The 16,296-nt window shown below is 46.5% G+C and carries 12 protein-coding genes; 4 read left to right on the top strand and 8 right to left on the bottom strand.

All coding sequences use genetic code 11. From position 1 onward, the window contains the following. Nucleotides 1-44: 44 nt before the first annotated feature. The 8 genes from AB1S55_RS05265 to pilG all read right to left on the bottom strand — a co-directional run bounded on the left by AB1S55_RS05265 (nt 45) and on the right by pilG (nt 13,068). Nucleotides 45-518: a chemotaxis protein CheW gene (locus AB1S55_RS05265; protein ID WP_370980743.1), complete on the bottom strand. Its 474-nt coding sequence runs from the start codon at nt 516-518 to the stop codon at nt 45-47. Nucleotides 519-535: 17 nt separating this feature from the next. After that, complete coding sequence (locus tag AB1S55_RS05260) at nt 536-1,468, bottom strand: chemotaxis protein CheB (protein WP_370980742.1); 933 nt, start codon at nt 1,466-1,468, stop codon at nt 536-538. After that, on the bottom strand, nt 1,449-8,357 hold the full coding sequence (locus AB1S55_RS05255) for an Hpt domain-containing protein (protein ID WP_370980741.1): 6,909 nt from the start codon (nt 8,355-8,357) through the stop codon (nt 1,449-1,451). Before AB1S55_RS05255 ends, AB1S55_RS05260 begins: the two co-directional genes overlap by 20 nt. A 17-nt stretch (nt 8,358-8,374) precedes the next feature. Then, nucleotides 8,375-9,235, bottom strand: a complete 861-nt coding sequence (locus tag AB1S55_RS05250; RefSeq protein ID WP_370980740.1) for a protein-glutamate O-methyltransferase CheR — start codon at nt 9,233-9,235, stop codon at nt 8,375-8,377. A gap of 27 nt (nt 9,236-9,262) precedes the next feature. Next, on the bottom strand, nt 9,263-11,623 hold the full coding sequence (locus AB1S55_RS05245) for a methyl-accepting chemotaxis protein (RefSeq protein WP_370980739.1): 2,361 nt from the start codon (nt 11,621-11,623) through the stop codon (nt 9,263-9,265). A gap of 105 nt (nt 11,624-11,728) precedes the next feature. After that, on the bottom strand, nt 11,729-12,271 hold the full coding sequence (locus tag AB1S55_RS05240) for a chemotaxis protein CheW (RefSeq protein WP_370980738.1): 543 nt from the start codon (nt 12,269-12,271) through the stop codon (nt 11,729-11,731). Nucleotides 12,272-12,276: 5 nt separating this feature from the next. Continuing rightward, nucleotides 12,277-12,639, bottom strand: coding sequence for a twitching motility response regulator PilH (gene pilH / locus AB1S55_RS05235; RefSeq protein WP_370980737.1), 363 nt, complete (start codon nt 12,637-12,639; stop codon nt 12,277-12,279). A gap of 48 nt (nt 12,640-12,687) precedes the next feature. Next, the gene (gene pilG / locus AB1S55_RS05230; protein ID WP_370980736.1) at nt 12,688-13,068 is read right to left on the bottom strand and encodes a twitching motility response regulator PilG; all 381 of its coding nucleotides are present in this window, start codon (nt 13,066-13,068) and stop codon (nt 12,688-12,690) included. A gap of 314 nt (nt 13,069-13,382) precedes the next feature. Here pilG and gshB point away from each other — a divergent pair, with 314 nt between their 5' ends. The 4 genes from gshB (at nt 13,383) to ruvX (ending at nt 16,290) form a co-directional block, all read left to right on the top strand. Next, complete coding sequence (gene gshB / locus AB1S55_RS05225) at nt 13,383-14,303, top strand: glutathione synthase (RefSeq protein ID WP_370981573.1); 921 nt, start codon at nt 13,383-13,385, stop codon at nt 14,301-14,303. 4 nt (nt 14,304-14,307) lie between these two features. Beyond that, nucleotides 14,308-15,177: an energy transducer TonB gene (locus AB1S55_RS05220; protein WP_370980735.1), complete on the top strand. Its 870-nt coding sequence runs from the start codon at nt 14,308-14,310 to the stop codon at nt 15,175-15,177. A gap of 80 nt (nt 15,178-15,257) precedes the next feature. After that, nucleotides 15,258-15,842, top strand: a complete 585-nt coding sequence (locus AB1S55_RS05215; RefSeq protein ID WP_370980734.1) for a YqgE/AlgH family protein — start codon at nt 15,258-15,260, stop codon at nt 15,840-15,842. A gap of 4 nt (nt 15,843-15,846) precedes the next feature. Then, the gene (gene ruvX / locus AB1S55_RS05210) at nt 15,847-16,290 is read left to right on the top strand and encodes a Holliday junction resolvase RuvX (RefSeq protein ID WP_370980733.1); all 444 of its coding nucleotides are present in this window, start codon (nt 15,847-15,849) and stop codon (nt 16,288-16,290) included. The last annotated feature ends 6 nt before the right edge of the window (nt 16,291-16,296 follow it).

The following is a 16,296-nucleotide window of genomic DNA, read 5'->3' as shown; positions in this document are numbered from 1 at the left end:
CTGGTAAACCAGTGAGCTTGGCGCTATTGCCAAGCTCTGGCCTATTAAATACGGATATTTAAACCAAGAATCGCCTGCTCAATTTTTTCTATATCAGGCACCAATAAGCTTTTCCCAGCTACGTTTACAGCCATGAGTTCATACTCACGTGCAAACTCTTCACTCTCTTCAATAGCCGCTTCACGTACGCTCAGGTCTTCCGGCACACCTTGGCACAAGATACTAATAAAAGGCAGGTCTTCACTGACACCTGTTGCATTCAGAATAACCACGCGACCGTCCGCACTTAACTTAGGAGAACACTGATTATTCAATGTTTCATAACTTAAAACGGGCACTCGCAAGTTACGCCACGGGTAATAACCTAAAAACCAATCAGGAGTATTAGGTTTAATATCAAAAGGCTGAATAGCGGCCAACTCTGCCACTGAAATACTTGGCAGTAACACCTCAGATTCAACCATAGGCAACACCATACATTTTATATCAGTGCCCACTTCTAGCTCTTCATTACTCATAGTGTCTCCACTTTAAACTAACGAGCAGCTTTTGCTCGCTTAGAAATATATTTGGCCAAGGCCTGGCTATCACCACTGTAATTTACCAAGCCCGTGCTTTGCACAGAGCGCGGCATACTATCAATAGTACAACTTGCTAGATCTTGGATAAGCACCTGGCCACCATAAGCCCCCATCATAGATACCGCATCCGCGCCATCATCACCCATACCACTAAAGATAATAACGCCGGCTTGCTGGCGATAGGCTTTAGCGACCTTGGCAATTACTTGGTTAATCGAAGGGCGATAAAGCCCTTTCCAAGCCTCACCGGTGAGCACCACTCGCCTATTGTGGCTCAAGCTAAATTCGTTGTCTGGAGAGACGACATAGACATGGCCGGCCTCCAAACTCTCACCAGAGCGACAAAGTGTAACCGGAAAATGAGTATTGCGACGCAGAGCTGTAAATAGAGAAGGCAAAGCTCGCTCATCGATATGCTGCGCAACAATAAAGGTAAAAGCCTCGGCCCCAACTAGACCATTAAAAAATTCTGCCAGAGCTTCGGGTCCACCCGTTGACGCCGCCAATACCCAAACCTGTTCCGGTTTACTGTTAGCTGAATGCGGCCTTCGATAAGCCGATACACAATCGCGAATTTTGCTATCTAACCATTGTGCACTGATGGAGTTAGCCGTATTCACGTCTTCTACAACCATAGGAACATCATGTTCCGTCAACCATTCTATAATGGCGTCTGTTTTGTCGCAGTGATCTGCAATACGTAGCACCCAAGCATCGACATCATTACGTAAAGGCAGGGAATAAGTGCGTGTAGAGGCGGAGCAAACGATCTTATGATCAGTTTCTCGAACAAGTGATACCAGTGTGCCCAGCTCCCTAGAGGAGTCGGCAAGCAGACCGAGCTTTAGCTCAGACTGCTCACTGTAATCAGGACTTGCCCTCAGCATTCAGCAGCTCCTGCATGGTCGATATCAGAGCATCCTCCTGATACGGCTTACCCATGTAGCGGTTCACACCAAGACTCATCGCATGCTCGCGGTGCTTATCACCGGTACGCGATGTAATCATAATAATTGGTAGGTCTTTAGTGCCTTGAGAGCCACGAACATTTTTTGCCACCTCAAAACCATCCATGCGTGGCATTTCGATATCAAGCAGCATTAAGTCTGGCTTTTCATTAGCCAAGACCTGCAATGCATCAAGACCATCTTTAGCGGTAATCACGTTATAACCTTCACGCTCCAAGAAGCGCGTGGTTACCTTGCGTACTGTTACCGAGTCATCGACCACCATAATCGTTGGCACATGCTCTTGCTCTTCAACTTCATCGCTATGCAATTCAATTTGAGCACGTTTGCTCGCATCAAGTAGCAAGTCAGAACGAGCAATTTCTTGACGCACTAGCGCGTGAGGATCAAGGATTACAACAACGCTACCGTCACCCATTACAGTCGCACCAGCCAAACCCTGTACTGCACTAAACTGTGCACCGAGGCTTTTCACTACAACTTCACGGCTGCCCATAAGGTTATCAACCTGTAAAGCCATTGTATGCTGGGCTGTACGTACCAAAATAATAGGCATCTGCAAAGTATCACTATCGATCTTAGCCTTCATACCAGGATGCAGCATAGAGCCTAAGTAACGTACTTTAAACTTGTCGCCAGCATATTCAAATTCTGAGTCTGGGTGAGCGTAATAATGCTCAAGCTCAAATGGGCTAATACGCACAATACCTTCAATGGAATTAAGCGGAATAGCGTAGCTGTCTTGGCCAATACCAACCATCAAGGCGCGGTTTACAGAAAGCGTAAACGGTAAGTGAATTAGGAACTCGGAGCCTTCACCCCACTTGGAGCTAATACTAACATCACCACCAAGCTGTTTAATCTCGGCGTTAACGACATCCATGCCCACACCACGACCCGAGATTTGCGTTACATTCTCGGCCGTAGAGAAACCAGCATGGAAGATAAACTGCATAATGTCGTGATCGCTCAAGTCAGCATCAGCGTTCATTAGCCCCTGATCAACTGCTTTTTTACGTACACGCCCTAAATCTACACCACGACCGTCATCCATTAAGCGAATAACAACGTTGCCACCTTCACGACCCAAGGTGAGAACTATTCGGCCCGTTTCACTCTTACCTGAGGCAATACGATCTTCAGGTGTTTCAATACCGTGGTCAACTGCGTTACGAAGCATATGCTCAAACGGAGGCACCATGCGCTCAAGAACGTTGCGATCCAATTCACCTTCAACATTGTCTAACTCGAAGCTGACCTTCTTGCCAAGTTCGGCTGCAACCTGCCTTACAATTCGGCGTAAACGAGGTACTAGACGCGAGAATGGCACCATGCGCGAGCGCATAAGGCCTTCTTGTAGCGTCGTATTAATGCGACTCTGCTGTAGCAAGGTTGTTTCAGCGTCTCGAACCCGATCACTAAGGTCATCTCGCAAGTCTCGTAAATCCGACGCAGATTCAATAAGCGAGCGCGATAATTGCTGTAAGGCTGAATAACGGTCCATTTCTAAAGGATCGAAGTTCTCAGCATGCTCTGCCATACGCTCCTGACGGAACAAGACCTGCGCTTCTGTCTCAATATCTAAACGACGTAACTGCTCTTGTAGCCTGTCAATCGTAGAATCAACTTCATCTAAAGAGAACTTAAAGTCATTGACCTGCTCTTCAAGACGCGCGCGACTAATAGAGGTCTCACCCGCTAAGTTAACCAGCTCTTCAAGGAGTTCGGAATTAACCCGAATTACTTCTTGAGGTCCTTGTTTCTTCTGAGGCACAGCAAGTGCTGCAGCACCACCAACAGAAGCACTTGTAAGTTCAAGGTCACTCGACTCATCAGGCTTAGCAACAAAGGGCACAACATTGGTGTCAGTGCTGCTGTCAGTATTCGAGCTCTCAGTGAGTCCACTAGAGCTGTTGTCTATACCCGTATTAAAGGACTCTTCTGCAGCTTCTATGGAACTAGAGTCTTGCTCACTTGGAAGCACTGGAGCAGCAGGTAAAGCAACGCCACCCAAGCCAAGGAAGTTCTTAACTGCATTCACTGCTCTAAAGATCTGATCTTGATAGGCGTGAATTTTCGCCATCGCTTCTTTATCGTTACCCGATGGGTTTTTATCGATCAAGAACGTTTCATAGTTATGAATCAGCTCACCCAGATTATCTAGGTTAGCTAAGCGCGCACCGCCTTTATAGGTATGCAAGGCACGCTTCATTTCATCCAGTGCTGTAGAGGCGTCATCGCCACCTTCAAGGCTATGCACTGCATGCTCAAGCTCTTCACTGAGCTCATCGGCTTCTTCTAAGAAAACTTCTAAGATGTCTTCGTCATAATCTTCAGAAGAGGTATCCACCTGGTCAAGTAAGCCACCATCCGCACTTGGCTCAGACGACTCAGAATCAAGCGAAGACTCGTCAGCAAAAGAGGAGTCCTGCTGCTCAACAAGCTCATCACTTGGTGCAAACTCCGTTAAATCTTCAACTTCTAGCTCAGGGCTAGATGAATCCACTTCAGACAGGGCTTGTTCTAGATCTTCAGATTCTGAACTGTCAGTGCTTACACTTTCTAAATCGGCAAGTTCTAAGTCAGGCTCTTCCTGTTCAGCGTCTCCCAACTCAGGCAGCTCTAACTCAAACTCTTCATGCTCAGCTTCACCTAAGCCTGCTGCGTCTTCATCTAGAACAATGTTTTCTAAGATTGGAGCGTCTATATCTACGTCTGGCGCTTGTAAACTTGGCTCTTCTAGCTCTGCAGCAAATGGCTCATCTACTTGCTCAAGCTCAGGAAGTTCAGCCTCTTCTGCGCTTAGATCCGATACAAGTTCAGATACATCAACCGAATCTTCTTCTAAGGCAGGCTCAGGCTCAGGCTCAGGCTCAGGCTCAGGCTCAGGCTCAGGGATAGCGTACTCACCTAGAATATCTTCAACACTAAGCTCTTCGCTTTCTTCTTCAAACAGGATACCGTCATTATCTGCATCGGCTTCAGAAGCAGTCGGCTCGTGCTGCTCAGTATCGCTTTCTAGCTCTAGCTCACCATCGACATACTCATCAACGAAAGCCTCGCCAGTTAGTTCTGGTTCTGGTTCTGGTTCTGGTTCTGGTTCTGGTTCTGGTTCTGGTTCTGGTTCTGGTTCTGAGCTTTCTTCAATAGCAGGCTCAGACTCAAGCGCTATATCTTCAACTACCAGCTCATCCTGCGGCTCATCTGATAGCGGCTCACTGACAAGGTCTTCAATAATCAGATCTTCTGTAGGCTCCTCAATAGAAACCTCGACCACACGTAAGCTTTCAATATATTGATTCAGCTGATCCAGCAACGCCGCTGGAGGGTCTTGCACATTTTGAGCTGCGGCTGCAGCATCAACCATGTCGAGCAGCGCTTCATGGGCGGCCAATAAATGCGTACGAGATTCCTCGCCAACACTGGCAGGTTTATCCTGTAGTGCCGCGTAAATATCTTCTAACTGTAAGGCAAGAGCCGCCATTGCCGGCAATTTAGCCTGCTCAGCGCCATTAGCAAGAGTTTTAAGCTCAGTTTTAAGCTCATTAATAGGTTGCTGACTGTCTGGAGTATCACTCCACGCATTAACCACATCATCGGCATCCAAGAGAAGATTCATCTCTTCTGCCATAAAGATAGAAAGTAAACGCGGGTCAACTTGATTACCGCTTTGCTTATCTTGCTCTTTCATGCGTACGAGGTGACCCACAGCCAACTCACGCAGCTCGGCACAACGAGCCAAGAACTGATCTAACTTAATGATTTCAACAGGTTTACGCTGTTTAATTTGCTCAATAGCACCAAGAGCATATTCTTCAGAGTCACGCATCAACTGCAAGATGTCTTCACTTATAACAACTTGGAAGCTGACCATCTCTTTAGCGAAATGCTCAAGCACCTCAAACATGCGAGCAATAGGCTCAACCTGAGCCATTTTTGCACTGCCTTTAAGTGTATGTAGTGCACGCTGTAACTCGTCCGTTGGTGGACTATAGATCGGAGCGGCTTCATCCATTTCACCGATGAAGTCACGCATAGTACTAAGGTGAGTTTCAACTTCAGAACAGAAGATTTCCAATAAGACAAAGTCATCGTCATCAGCCTGGTCTGCCTCAGAGTGCTCTTCTTCCTCGACAAGAGCATCCTCACTAGCAACCTCAGCATCGAGGCTTTCGGCTACAGGAGTTGCTTCGACACTGTCATCGGATTCAGCTATCTGAGTTTCTAGCGGCTCCTCGGTAATGGCAGGCTGAGTAAGCACAGAAGCATCAAAATCAGCAGGCGCGTCACCTGCTGCAAACGCCGTAGCCCAAGCAGCAATGGTTTCACACTGATCGTGAATCGGGTTGGGCTGGCGCTCTTCGAAAGCTTTAACCAAGGTTGGCATTAAAATAGCCACACCTTTAACGATTAGCCCATGCTCTTCACGGTATTCAACGGTTTTATCAATAATACGGTTGAGCATGTTTTCAACCGACCATGCTAGCTCACCGACATCTTTAGCCTCGACCATTCGGCCACTGCCTTTAAGCGTATGATAGGCTCGACGTACAACGGTTCGATTTTCATCATCGTTTACATCACTCAGCCAAAGAGGAATGTATTCCTCTAAAGTCTCGAGTACTTCTTCAGCTTCCTCAATGAAGATTTCAATAATCTCATCATCGATTAGGCTCTCTTCTTCCTCTGGCTCTGCACTTGCAGGCTCTGTAATCGGGGGCAGCTCTGCGGCTATCGATTCAGGCTCAGCTGTAATTTCAGGTTCAAGCTGATCAGTGCTAATTTGACCATCCGTTAAAGCGGAAGCCTCATCGCTTTCATCAAGCAGCTCTGGTTCTACTGAAGCCTCAGGAAGCTCATCTTCTTGCTCTGACTCTGCAATACTGATTGCTTCACTATGCTCAAAACCATGTTCAGAGTCTTGAGGCTCACTGAAAGAGGTTTCAGGTCTTTCTTCAAATTCTGGTTCTGCTAACGCCGGCTCATCTACGGCAAGCTCTTCTACGATCGCTTCTTCAGGAGCGGCTTCATCAACAACATCGGCCACCTCAGATCCAGTGCTCTGCTCTTCAGCTTGAACACTTTTTTCCACTTCAACAACTGGCTGCTCTGCCAACTGCTGCTTGCTTAAGGCTGCCTCCCCAAGAGAGTCAAGGCTAGTCTCAGCGATCTCAAGTAAGGCGTCACCGTCTTCGCTCATATCAGTAGCGAGACGCTCTAGGTAATATTCAACACCAGCAAGAGCATCTGCCAATGATTCAAGCTTGGTCCATGATGGCTCACCGCCAACCGCAATAAGCTCATTAACAATAAAGTTTGAACAGCGCTCGATAATATTTGCCGCTCGCCCCAACGGAATAATATCTAGGCCGCCGCGGATATTGTGCAACAGCTGATCAATATCGGTTAAACGGCTGACGTCCCACTGAGAACTGATGTAATCAATAATTGAGTCTTTGGCTCGGTCTAGACCATTCTGACACTCACGCAATACCGCAAGCTTAGCCTCATCGATCTCAATAGCTCGCTCATTGATATTACTAATATCACGGTGTTTATCAACGGCCTTATCAATTGCTTCGAGCTTAGTATCAACATCAATGATATGACTTGCACAAGTAATCAGAGTAGCTTCATCAATACTGCTGGTCTTGCTAATTGCTTCAAGCTCATCTGCTTGATCAAGCATTTTACGACGAAGCTCACCAATACCCAGAACGGCTAAAGTATCAGCAACACGCTTAACAACAGGCAGTATATCTACCAGCTCTGAAGGCGATGCTTGAGTCGTTAAAGCATTGTCTAAATTAGATTTAATGCTTTTCAGCTCTTCCCGCAAAGCGACAACAACAGAGCGAACGGTTTCAGGATCTAATGAACTAGCGCTATAACCGTCTTGACCTGCTTCACGACCACCAATTTCATCATCGCTGCTAATAAAGAGCTCTTGTACCTTTTTAATTAAAGGCGTGTTTAGCTCTGAAGCGGCAACATAATAAAGCAGGTTTTTTAGCAAACCTTCTGGTGGCTTTTTATCAAATGAGGCTGGTGCTTGCTCATTAAGCAAGCGCATTTCACGTGCAAGCTGACGCAACAGGTTTTGAACGGCAATACTTAGTTCAATACCTTCATTTTTCAGCCCTTCTATTAAGGCTGCACTGATCAACCAAAGAGGCGCGCTATTAGTGCCGGAAGTAAGGGTGATTAAGCGGTTAAATACTTTCTCAAGGTAGCTTAAATTTTCTTGTAATTTAATGCCACGTAAAACTGCTGCCGCTGCAAACTGATACATTTCACGCAATTTGGCAGTCAATTTTTGTAACTTTTCGCCTTCGTTCAGCACACTGTGACGAGTACCTAGGTGCCCATCCATTGCATCTAGCATCGGTGTAAATAAGTTACTTTCTGTTAAAAATGGCTCACGACAGACTGCACGAATATCATTTAACAAAGGCATAATCGAACGAACACTGTCGTCGCGATATACTTTCACATGATCAAGATAGATAGGTAGCTGCAACAAACTACGCATTAGCACTTCTTGTGCATCAGCGGCATTGCTAACTTTTTGGCGAATAAGCGCCTGTGCAAGACCTTCCATCTCTTCAGCAAGTAGGCAGGCGCCATTAAACTCGGCTATCTGTAAACTACCGCGTACTTGATGAATATGAGTAATACAAAAACGAAGCTGTGTAGAATCCTTAGGATTCTCAACATAGGCCTCAAGAGACTGCCTAGCATCGTTGAGGGTTTCCTCAATTTCTCCTAGCACCCACTCCAATGCCGCGTAATTGCGTTGATCACCCATCGGCTAGCCCTTCTGCCTTAATTATTGTCTGCAGACTTAATGTAAGCCTGCACATCGGCGCGTTGAACTCGCTCAACTGCGTCATTAACCCAGGTAGTCACTTCACCTAAGCCAATGACCAGGATCGCGCCTGGTTTTAATTTCTCTACTAATGAATCCAGCAGTTTCTTTCTTAATTCTTGCTGAAAGTACACCAATAGGTTTTGACAAAAAATCACATCAAACTCGAACATTGGCATGTCATCGAGGTTGAGAATATTGCCGCATGAAAAACACATTCTCTCTGTCACAGGATGCTGAAACTGAAACTGTCCAGCGCTGTTTTCCACAAAGTATTTCTTCCGGTACGACTGTGGTACAAATTCAAGCTTTCTCTCCGGATAACACGCTGATTTTGCTAGCGCAAGTGCAACACGACTCACATCCGTCGCAGTAATACTGAAATTAGGTCCCTGTGAAGCCTGCCTATAACATTCGTTAGCAACCATTGCTAACGAATATGGCTCTTCGCCGCTTGCACAAGCCAAACTCCAAATATCATAAGAGCTTTTAGCTGCGCCCCTAGCTAAACGCTCTTGTAGGTGCTGACCTACAAAATTGAGTGAGGGTTTGTGGCGAAAGAAAGTTGTTTCTTTCACCACTAAGCGATCAATTAAAATAGCCCACTCGAGCTGCGCATTGGGTGCGTCAGTAACTTTGTGAAAATAGTCCGAGAAACTCTCCTCCCCAAGCTCACGCATACGCATGCTTACTTGGCTTTGGAGAAATTGACGCTGATGCTGACCAAGACTAATGCCCACACGTAGTTCAAGCAGCTGGCTCCACATGGCAAACTGACTATCACTTAATACTGGCGCACGTTCATAAGTCCAAGACATCGGTTACAACTTCAGCTATACGTCAATTTAGCTTTTCTTCTCTGGGTCAGTTTCTTCTGCGTAAGCTTCTTCAAATTCACTGAAAATTTCTTCATCAGACAATTCCAAGCTTTCGTCATCTATGCCATCAGCTTCAGTTAAATCAAAGGATTCAACCTCTTCGTCCAACACTTCAACTTCATCAAGCGTTTCTATCTCAGCATCAAAGCTTTCGACCTCAGTCAGTGTTTCAACTTCATCCAAAGCAACCTCTTCAGACAAGTCAGGCCCATGATCTACGCTTTCTTCAAAATCATCTGCTTCATCAAGAGTCGCAAGTTCAGGCTCAGCTTCGTAATCCGCTTCATCACTCAACTCAGTATCAGCGTCCATTTCATGAGGAAGCTTAAAGCCCGATACCGATTCACTTAGCTCGGTCGCTAACTCTGAAAGGTTACCAATCGACTTCGCGGTAGCGTTAGTACCAGCAGAAGTCTGTGAAGTAATTTCCTGAATTACATTCATCGTATTAGAAATATGACCGGCCGATGAAGCCTGCTGGCGTGCAGCGTTCGAAATATTCTGAATCAATTCCGCAAGGTTGGCAGATACCGTCTCAATCTCTTCGAGTGCAACACCCGCATCCTGTGCTAAGCGTGCTCCACGTACCACCTCTGAAGTGGTTTGTTCCATCGAGATAACTGCTTCGTTAGTATCGTTCTGAATTGTTTTAACCAGTGATTCGATCTGTTTGGTTGCTGTAGCAGAACGTTCCGCAAGTCGCTGTACCTCATCCGCAACCACCGCAAAGCCTCGACCTGCATCACCCGCCATCGACGCCTGAATAGCCGCGTTAAGTGCAAGAATGTTGGTTTGGTCAGCAATATCGTTAATCAAGCCAACGATGTCACCAATTTCCTGTGATGATTCACCCAGTCGCTTAATACGTTTCGAGGTGTCTTGAATCTGCTCACGAATCGTATCCATACCATGAATTGTATTTTGTACAACTTTAGCGCCGTTTTTCGCGATCGATACTGATCGCTCCGCAACACCCGCTGATTCGGCGGCGTTCGCAGATACTTGGTCAATGGTTACCGCCATTTCGTTAATCGCAGCAGAGGCTCCAGCAATTTCTTGCGCCTGATGCTCAGCAGCTTCGGCAAGGTGAAGTGCCGTTTGCTGGGTATCTGAAGATGATCCTACAACTCGCTCAGAGGTTTCGTTAATTCGTGAAACTAGAATACGAAGTTGGTCAATGGTGTAGTTAATTGAGTCAGCAATCGCACCTGTGAAATCCTCAGTTACGGTTGCTGTAGTGGTTAAGTCACCATCTGCCAGATCGGCTAGCTCATCAAGTAGACGTAAAATCGCGTTTTGGTTTCGATCATTCGTATCTGCAGTTTCTTTCAAGCGGCGCTTAGTTGAACCATTTAGAATCAGACCAATACTTAACAAACATAACAAAGCCACTGCCGCTATTGCTGCTAATACCGTGGTATTTAATTTCCGCTCTACTGGCAGTTCCGTAATACGATCACTTAAGACGGATAGTGCTTGTAGTAAGTTAGCACTTTCATCAAGAATGCCGTTAGCTGCTTGGCGCGCTTGGAATAATGCCGGAGACGCTTCAAAAATGTCTCGTACCTGACCGCTTACAAAGCCAAACAGCTCAGCAACTTCGGTCAAACTTTCTTTAGCTTCTTCATCTGTAATAGGAGTGATATCCATTGCGATATCCCCCTTTTCCATGCCCGCCAATACCTTACCAAACAAACTTGCATCAAGGTTAAATTGGTCAGCCGCAAGGTTTGCATCACCGCCACCGCGTAGCATTTTATCGACGTTACGAGCAATACGCTCTGCTCGCCAACTCTGCATTTGTGCCACCGCCACTTGGTCTGCCGGTGCTTCATTTTCAAGCAGGATCTCTACGATCAAATCATGCTCACTCTGCAACTGAGGAATCGCTTCGTTCAGCGTAGTTGCAACATTGTGCAAAAACAGAATGGTATCTTTGTTGTCGGTGATAACCTTGGCGTTTTTACTCGTTGAATTCCAAGCGGCATCAAAACTTGCTAATTCATTATTCAAAAGCAGGCGAGTTTGATTGTCGCTACTTTTAAGCGTGCGCCAAGTTTGACTCATCTCTTCAACAACGTTTGATAAAGAGGCAAATGCCTGTTCATCACCCGCAGTTGCATCTCGAGACAAAGAGGTCAGCTGGAAGGACGATGCCCTCAAATCAGCAACGAGCTGTTGATAGCTCTGATCTCGTTTCGAATCCTGAAACAGAACAAAGGCGATAAATGCCATGACCCCAACGGAAGTAACAAGCACAACGATCAATGCCAGCATTACCGGGTTGTCCTTCATCCTGGTAAGTAGTCCAGCTGTGTCAGCTTTCATAAGCGCTCCCAAGCGTTTTTAGTTGCCATTTTTGGCTTTATACTCAGCGGGTGCAGAGCACCCCCAATTTATTGACCTCAATGAGGCCTGCCGTAAACGGCAAAACTAAAGCAGCGAAGCATTCGCAAAACGCGAATCCGCTGCCAATCGATTAAAATCTATTACGTTCCAAGCCTGATCATCTTCATCGGTATAAGTACCGTCCAAGTAGCCTTGAACACTACTCGGCAGTGAAGAACTGCTACCCGGCTTGTGTTGGTTTAGGTCGAAATGCTGCATACCTAGTGACCGATCAATAACAAGACCACTGAATAGCTCGCCATTATCATATACAAGCACACGATGATTACGCTTTTGCTGGCTTAACTGTCCACCGAGGTACATAGGCATATCCAGCAGGGGCAATAAACGACCACGGACATTAGATAAACCAAGTACCCAAGGCTGAACGCCGGGTAAACGCGTGTGCACTGGAAGCTCTAAAATTTCCGCGACTTGCCCCATAGGGGCAATAAAACGCTCCCCCATAAGCAAAAAACCGATGCCACTCCAACGGGGGGCCGATTCGATTTTGGCAGGAAGCTCACTTGCAGACTCACGACACTTTTGAGCTAGCCCAGCAAGAGCTAAAAAAGGCGCTTGCGCCATGTGGCTTAGCCCCCTAAGTTGGCGATGGTACTCATCAATTCTTTTTCATCAATAGGCTTAGTGAGATAAGCCTTTGCCCCCTGGCGCATGCCCCACACACGATCAGTTTCTTGATCTTTAGTGGTCACAATGATAACCGGGATATTTGCAGTTTCAGCGGCCTTGCTAAGCTGGCGAGTTGCCTGAAAGCCATTCAAGCCAGGCATCACAATATCCATTAAGACTAAGTCCGGCAGCTCTTGCTTTGCCGTCGCCACGCCTTCTTCACCATTTACAGCAGTGATGACACTGTGACCATTGCGCTCAAGCACTCCACTTAACTTGTAGGTTTCTGTGGGTGAGTCATCAACTATGAGGATTTTAGCCATGCTAATCTCGCTTAATTATTCTAGTAACAAATAACTGAGTGTAACTATCTATTGAATATGAGTCTCAATCGCACCGATCAATTCACCTTTACTAAAGGGTTTGGTGAGATACTGATCCGACCCAACAATGCGCCCCTTGGCCTTGTCAAATAAACCATCTTTACTCGATAGCATAATGACAGGAGTGGACTTAAATTCACTGTTGTTTTTGATGAGCGCACAGGTTTGATAACCATCTAAACGCGGCATCATGATGTCAACGAAAATGATATTCGGACGAGTATCAGCGATTTTCGCTAGAGCATCGAAACCATCTGTAGCTGTAACAACCGTACAACCGACTTTTTTTAACAGCGTTTCAGCTGTTCTGCGAATGGTTTTACTATCATCAATCACCATCACTTTGAGGTGCTCGAGATTCGCTTCCATAATGCTGACCTTACTATATGAACTTCATGGGGCTTGAACACTTACTGATCAAGACAATTTCCCACACTAATGGATGAGAAGACTTTTAACATATGTCTGCAGTTTAATCTATAAACGCTTGAAAAAAATAGAAAAAGCTATTTATTGCAAGCATAGATAAAAATGTAACTCAGACTTCCGAATCAAACTAGATAAAACTTATAATCAGCGCCATCTTGGCAGATAAGTCAGCCTAAAGTGACCCGAGTCACACTTTTACGCCATATACGGCAGGAGCTCCGCACGTGAATACACATTTGAAAATTGGCATTGTTATGGATCCCATTGCCAACATCACTTTCAAAAAAGACACCTCTTTAGCTTTACTTCTGGCGGCCAAAGAGCGCGGTCACTCCCTTTACTATATGGAGATGAATGACTTGAGTATTAGCCAAGGTCGCGCTTTTGCCAACCTTAGTGAGCTAGAAGTTTTTAATGATAGCGCCAATTGGTTCAAACTAGGTGACAAACAACAACTAGCTCTGAGTGAATTAGACTGCGTGTTAATGCGCAAAGACCCCCCTTTCGACAGTGAATATATCTATGCTACCTATGTATTGGAGCGCGCAGAGCAAGAAGGCTGTCTAATTGTTAACAAGCCACAAAGTTTACGCGACTGCAACGAAAAGATTTTTGCGACCCAATTCCCACAGTGCTGTCCACCCCACCTAGTCAGCCGCGATGCCCAGCAGCTAAAGGCCTTCCATAAAGAACATGGCGACGTTATCTTCAAACCGCTCGACGGCATGGGCGGTACGGGTATCTTCCGCTGCAAAACAGATGACAGCAACGTTAGCGTTATCTTGGAAACTCTAACAAACAATGAATCAAGTTACATCATGGCTCAGCGCTATCTACCAGAAATTAAACAAGGGGATAAGCGTGTACTTGTTGTTAACGGAAAAGCCGTGCCCTATGCCCTTGCCCGTATACCTGCTAACGGAGAGACTCGAGGCAATATTGCGGCGGGAGGCTCTGGCCGACCACAAGCCTTAAGCGAAAGAGACCAGTGGATTGTCGATCAAGTAGCTCCCACCCTCATTGAAAAAGGGTTAATTTTTGTTGGCCTTGATATTATCGGCGACTACTTAACCGAAATTAACGTCACCAGCCCCACCTGTGTTCGAGAGATAGATAAAGCCTACGACACAAATATCGGTGAACGCTTAATATTAACCATTGAGCAGTTGCGTTAGATCTATGAGCCAAGCAGCGTCAAGCGCCGACAAACTGACCTTTACCATTTTTTTAGCCGTGGCCATTCACGTCATTGTCATTTTAGGCGTGACCTTTTCAATTAATAAGAGCGATAAACTTGCTCCGACCCTAAACATCACTCTAGCTACCCACGCCGACCAAAAGGCGCCAGAGAAAGCCGACTTTCTCGCACAAAGCAATCAGCAAGCTAGCGGCACAGAAGACGACGTGAAAGAGCTGACAACGACAGAGGAAGCCGAGCTTGCCGACTTACGCCTTAACAAAGTAAACCCTCTGCAGCAATCGATAGCTAGGAACAAGCCCAAACACGAGACAGAACTACTCGACACCAGCAACCAAACAGCGCGCAAAGTTAGGCGAAGCGAAAGCAGTACCGATAACAACCACGAACTTGAGGGCGACCACCAACAAACCCAGCTTGAAAAGCTCGAACGAGACCTTGCCAGCCTACAAGCTAAACGCGATCAACAGCTGCAGAGTCAAGCTCGTAAACCCCGCATCACTCGACATACATCTGTCTCAACCAAGAGCTCAGCGGAAGCCGCTTATTACAACCGCTGGAGCCAAAAAATCGAAACCTACGGTAAAAAGAATTTTCCAGCTGAAGCCAAGCGTAAAAACATCTATGGCTCTCTGCGCCTATCGGTCATGCTGCGAGCCGACGGAAGTGTCGCCAAAGTCGAAATATCAGAAAGCTCAGGCTATAAGATACTAGACGACGCAGCTCTCAAAGTTGTTCGTCTAGCCTCGCCGTTCGATCCTTTTCCTGCCGAAATTAAGAAAAATACCGACTTATTTGAGATTATTCGCACCTGGAATTGGGAGATAGATGGCTTAAGCACTCGAGACTAAAAAGCCGGGCCAAGCCACGACTAATGGTATTGCTTTCTAAGCTCCAGCCCCCAATAATGAATCATTAGCAGGAGTAAAACATGCCGCCAAGCAAAGAGCTCAACCTCGAACAAAGCAATGATCTGAGCAATCAGTTTTTAATTGCCATGCCTGGCTTAGAAGACTCCCTGTTTAACCACACCGTGACTTATATTTGTGACCACAACGAGCACGGTGCCATGGGCCTAATAATCAATCAGCCACTGGGCATCAGCCTGACAGATGTGTTTGAACAACTACAGCTACCCTGCAGCCCAGCCATAGGCAATAAGCAAGTATTGGCGGGCGGTCCAGTAAACGGGCAACAAGGGCTTGTGCTTCACCGCAAGCAAGGTAAGTGGGAAAGCAGCCTAGAAATAACCCCCGAAATTTGCCTAACCGCATCCAAAGATATTGTTGAGGCCATGGCTAAAGATCAGGCTCCTCCAGGTGCACAACTGGCATTAGGTTACGCTGGCTGGAGCCCTGGCCAACTCGAAGAAGAGCTTAACAGCAACATGTGGTTAACCATGCCCGCCGATAGCCGTATTCTTTTTGATACGGAAACCGATCAGCGCTGGAATGCTGCGGCTAAAGCCCTCGGTATTAATCTCGACCTAATTTCAACACAAACTGGCCACGCCTGAGCTTATGCGTAAATCCCTCGACAAAGCCAACAGTGGTTATGTATTAGCCTTTGACTACGGTTTAAAGAATATTGGGGTAGCCATTGGTCAAGCCCTTAGCTGCAGCGCCTCAGAGCTTGAGCAAATTCAAGCTCGAGATGGCACACCTAACTGGGATACCCTAGCCAAGCTACTAGAGGAGTGGAAGCCCGACCGAGCCATTGTAGGCCTACCTTTAAATATGGATGGCAGTGACAGCGAAATGAGCAAGCGCGCTCGCAAGTTTGGCAACCGCTTGCACGGCCGCTTTGGGATAGAGGTGAATATGGTCGATGAGCGCCTCAGCACCCGCGAAGCAAAAGAAAGGGCCCAGCAACAAGGCCACAAAGGTAATTACGGCCAGAAACCTATCGATTCACTAGCCGCATGCATATTACTCGAAGATTGGTGGTCTCAAAGCCAAGCTTAGCCAGAT

The sequence above is a fragment of the Agaribacterium sp. ZY112 genome, assembly GCF_041346925.1.
Taxonomy (GTDB): domain Bacteria; phylum Pseudomonadota; class Gammaproteobacteria; order Pseudomonadales; family Cellvibrionaceae; genus Agaribacterium.
The sequence above is the reverse complement of the archived record's forward strand: the minus strand, read 5'-3'. Positions and strand labels throughout refer to the sequence as shown.

Excerpts from the sequence above, each read along its gene's own strand:
- AB1S55_RS05265 (WP_370980743.1), bottom strand. The coding sequence starts at position 518 with ATGAGTAATGAAGAGCTAGAAGTGGGCACTGATATAAAATGTATGGTG.
- AB1S55_RS05260 (WP_370980742.1), bottom strand. The coding sequence starts at position 1,468 with ATGCTGAGGGCAAGTCCTGATTACAGTGAGCAGTCTGAGCTAAAGCTC.
- AB1S55_RS05255 (WP_370980741.1), bottom strand. The coding sequence starts at position 8,357 with ATGGGTGATCAACGCAATTACGCGGCATTGGAGTGGGTGCTAGGAGAA.
- AB1S55_RS05250 (WP_370980740.1), bottom strand. The coding sequence starts at position 9,235 with ATGTCTTGGACTTATGAACGTGCGCCAGTATTAAGTGATAGTCAGTTT.
- AB1S55_RS05245 (WP_370980739.1), bottom strand. The coding sequence starts at position 11,623 with ATGAAAGCTGACACAGCTGGACTACTTACCAGGATGAAGGACAACCCG.
- AB1S55_RS05240 (WP_370980738.1), bottom strand. The coding sequence starts at position 12,271 with ATGGCGCAAGCGCCTTTTTTAGCTCTTGCTGGGCTAGCTCAAAAGTGT.
- pilH (WP_370980737.1), bottom strand. The coding sequence starts at position 12,639 with ATGGCTAAAATCCTCATAGTTGATGACTCACCCACAGAAACCTACAAG.
- pilG (WP_370980736.1), bottom strand. The coding sequence starts at position 13,068 with ATGGAAGCGAATCTCGAGCACCTCAAAGTGATGGTGATTGATGATAGT.
- gshB (WP_370981573.1), top strand. The coding sequence starts at position 13,383 with ATGGATCCCATTGCCAACATCACTTTCAAAAAAGACACCTCTTTAGCT.
- AB1S55_RS05220 (WP_370980735.1), top strand. The coding sequence starts at position 14,308 with ATGAGCCAAGCAGCGTCAAGCGCCGACAAACTGACCTTTACCATTTTT.
- AB1S55_RS05215 (WP_370980734.1), top strand. The coding sequence starts at position 15,258 with ATGCCGCCAAGCAAAGAGCTCAACCTCGAACAAAGCAATGATCTGAGC.
- ruvX (WP_370980733.1), top strand. The coding sequence starts at position 15,847 with ATGCGTAAATCCCTCGACAAAGCCAACAGTGGTTATGTATTAGCCTTT.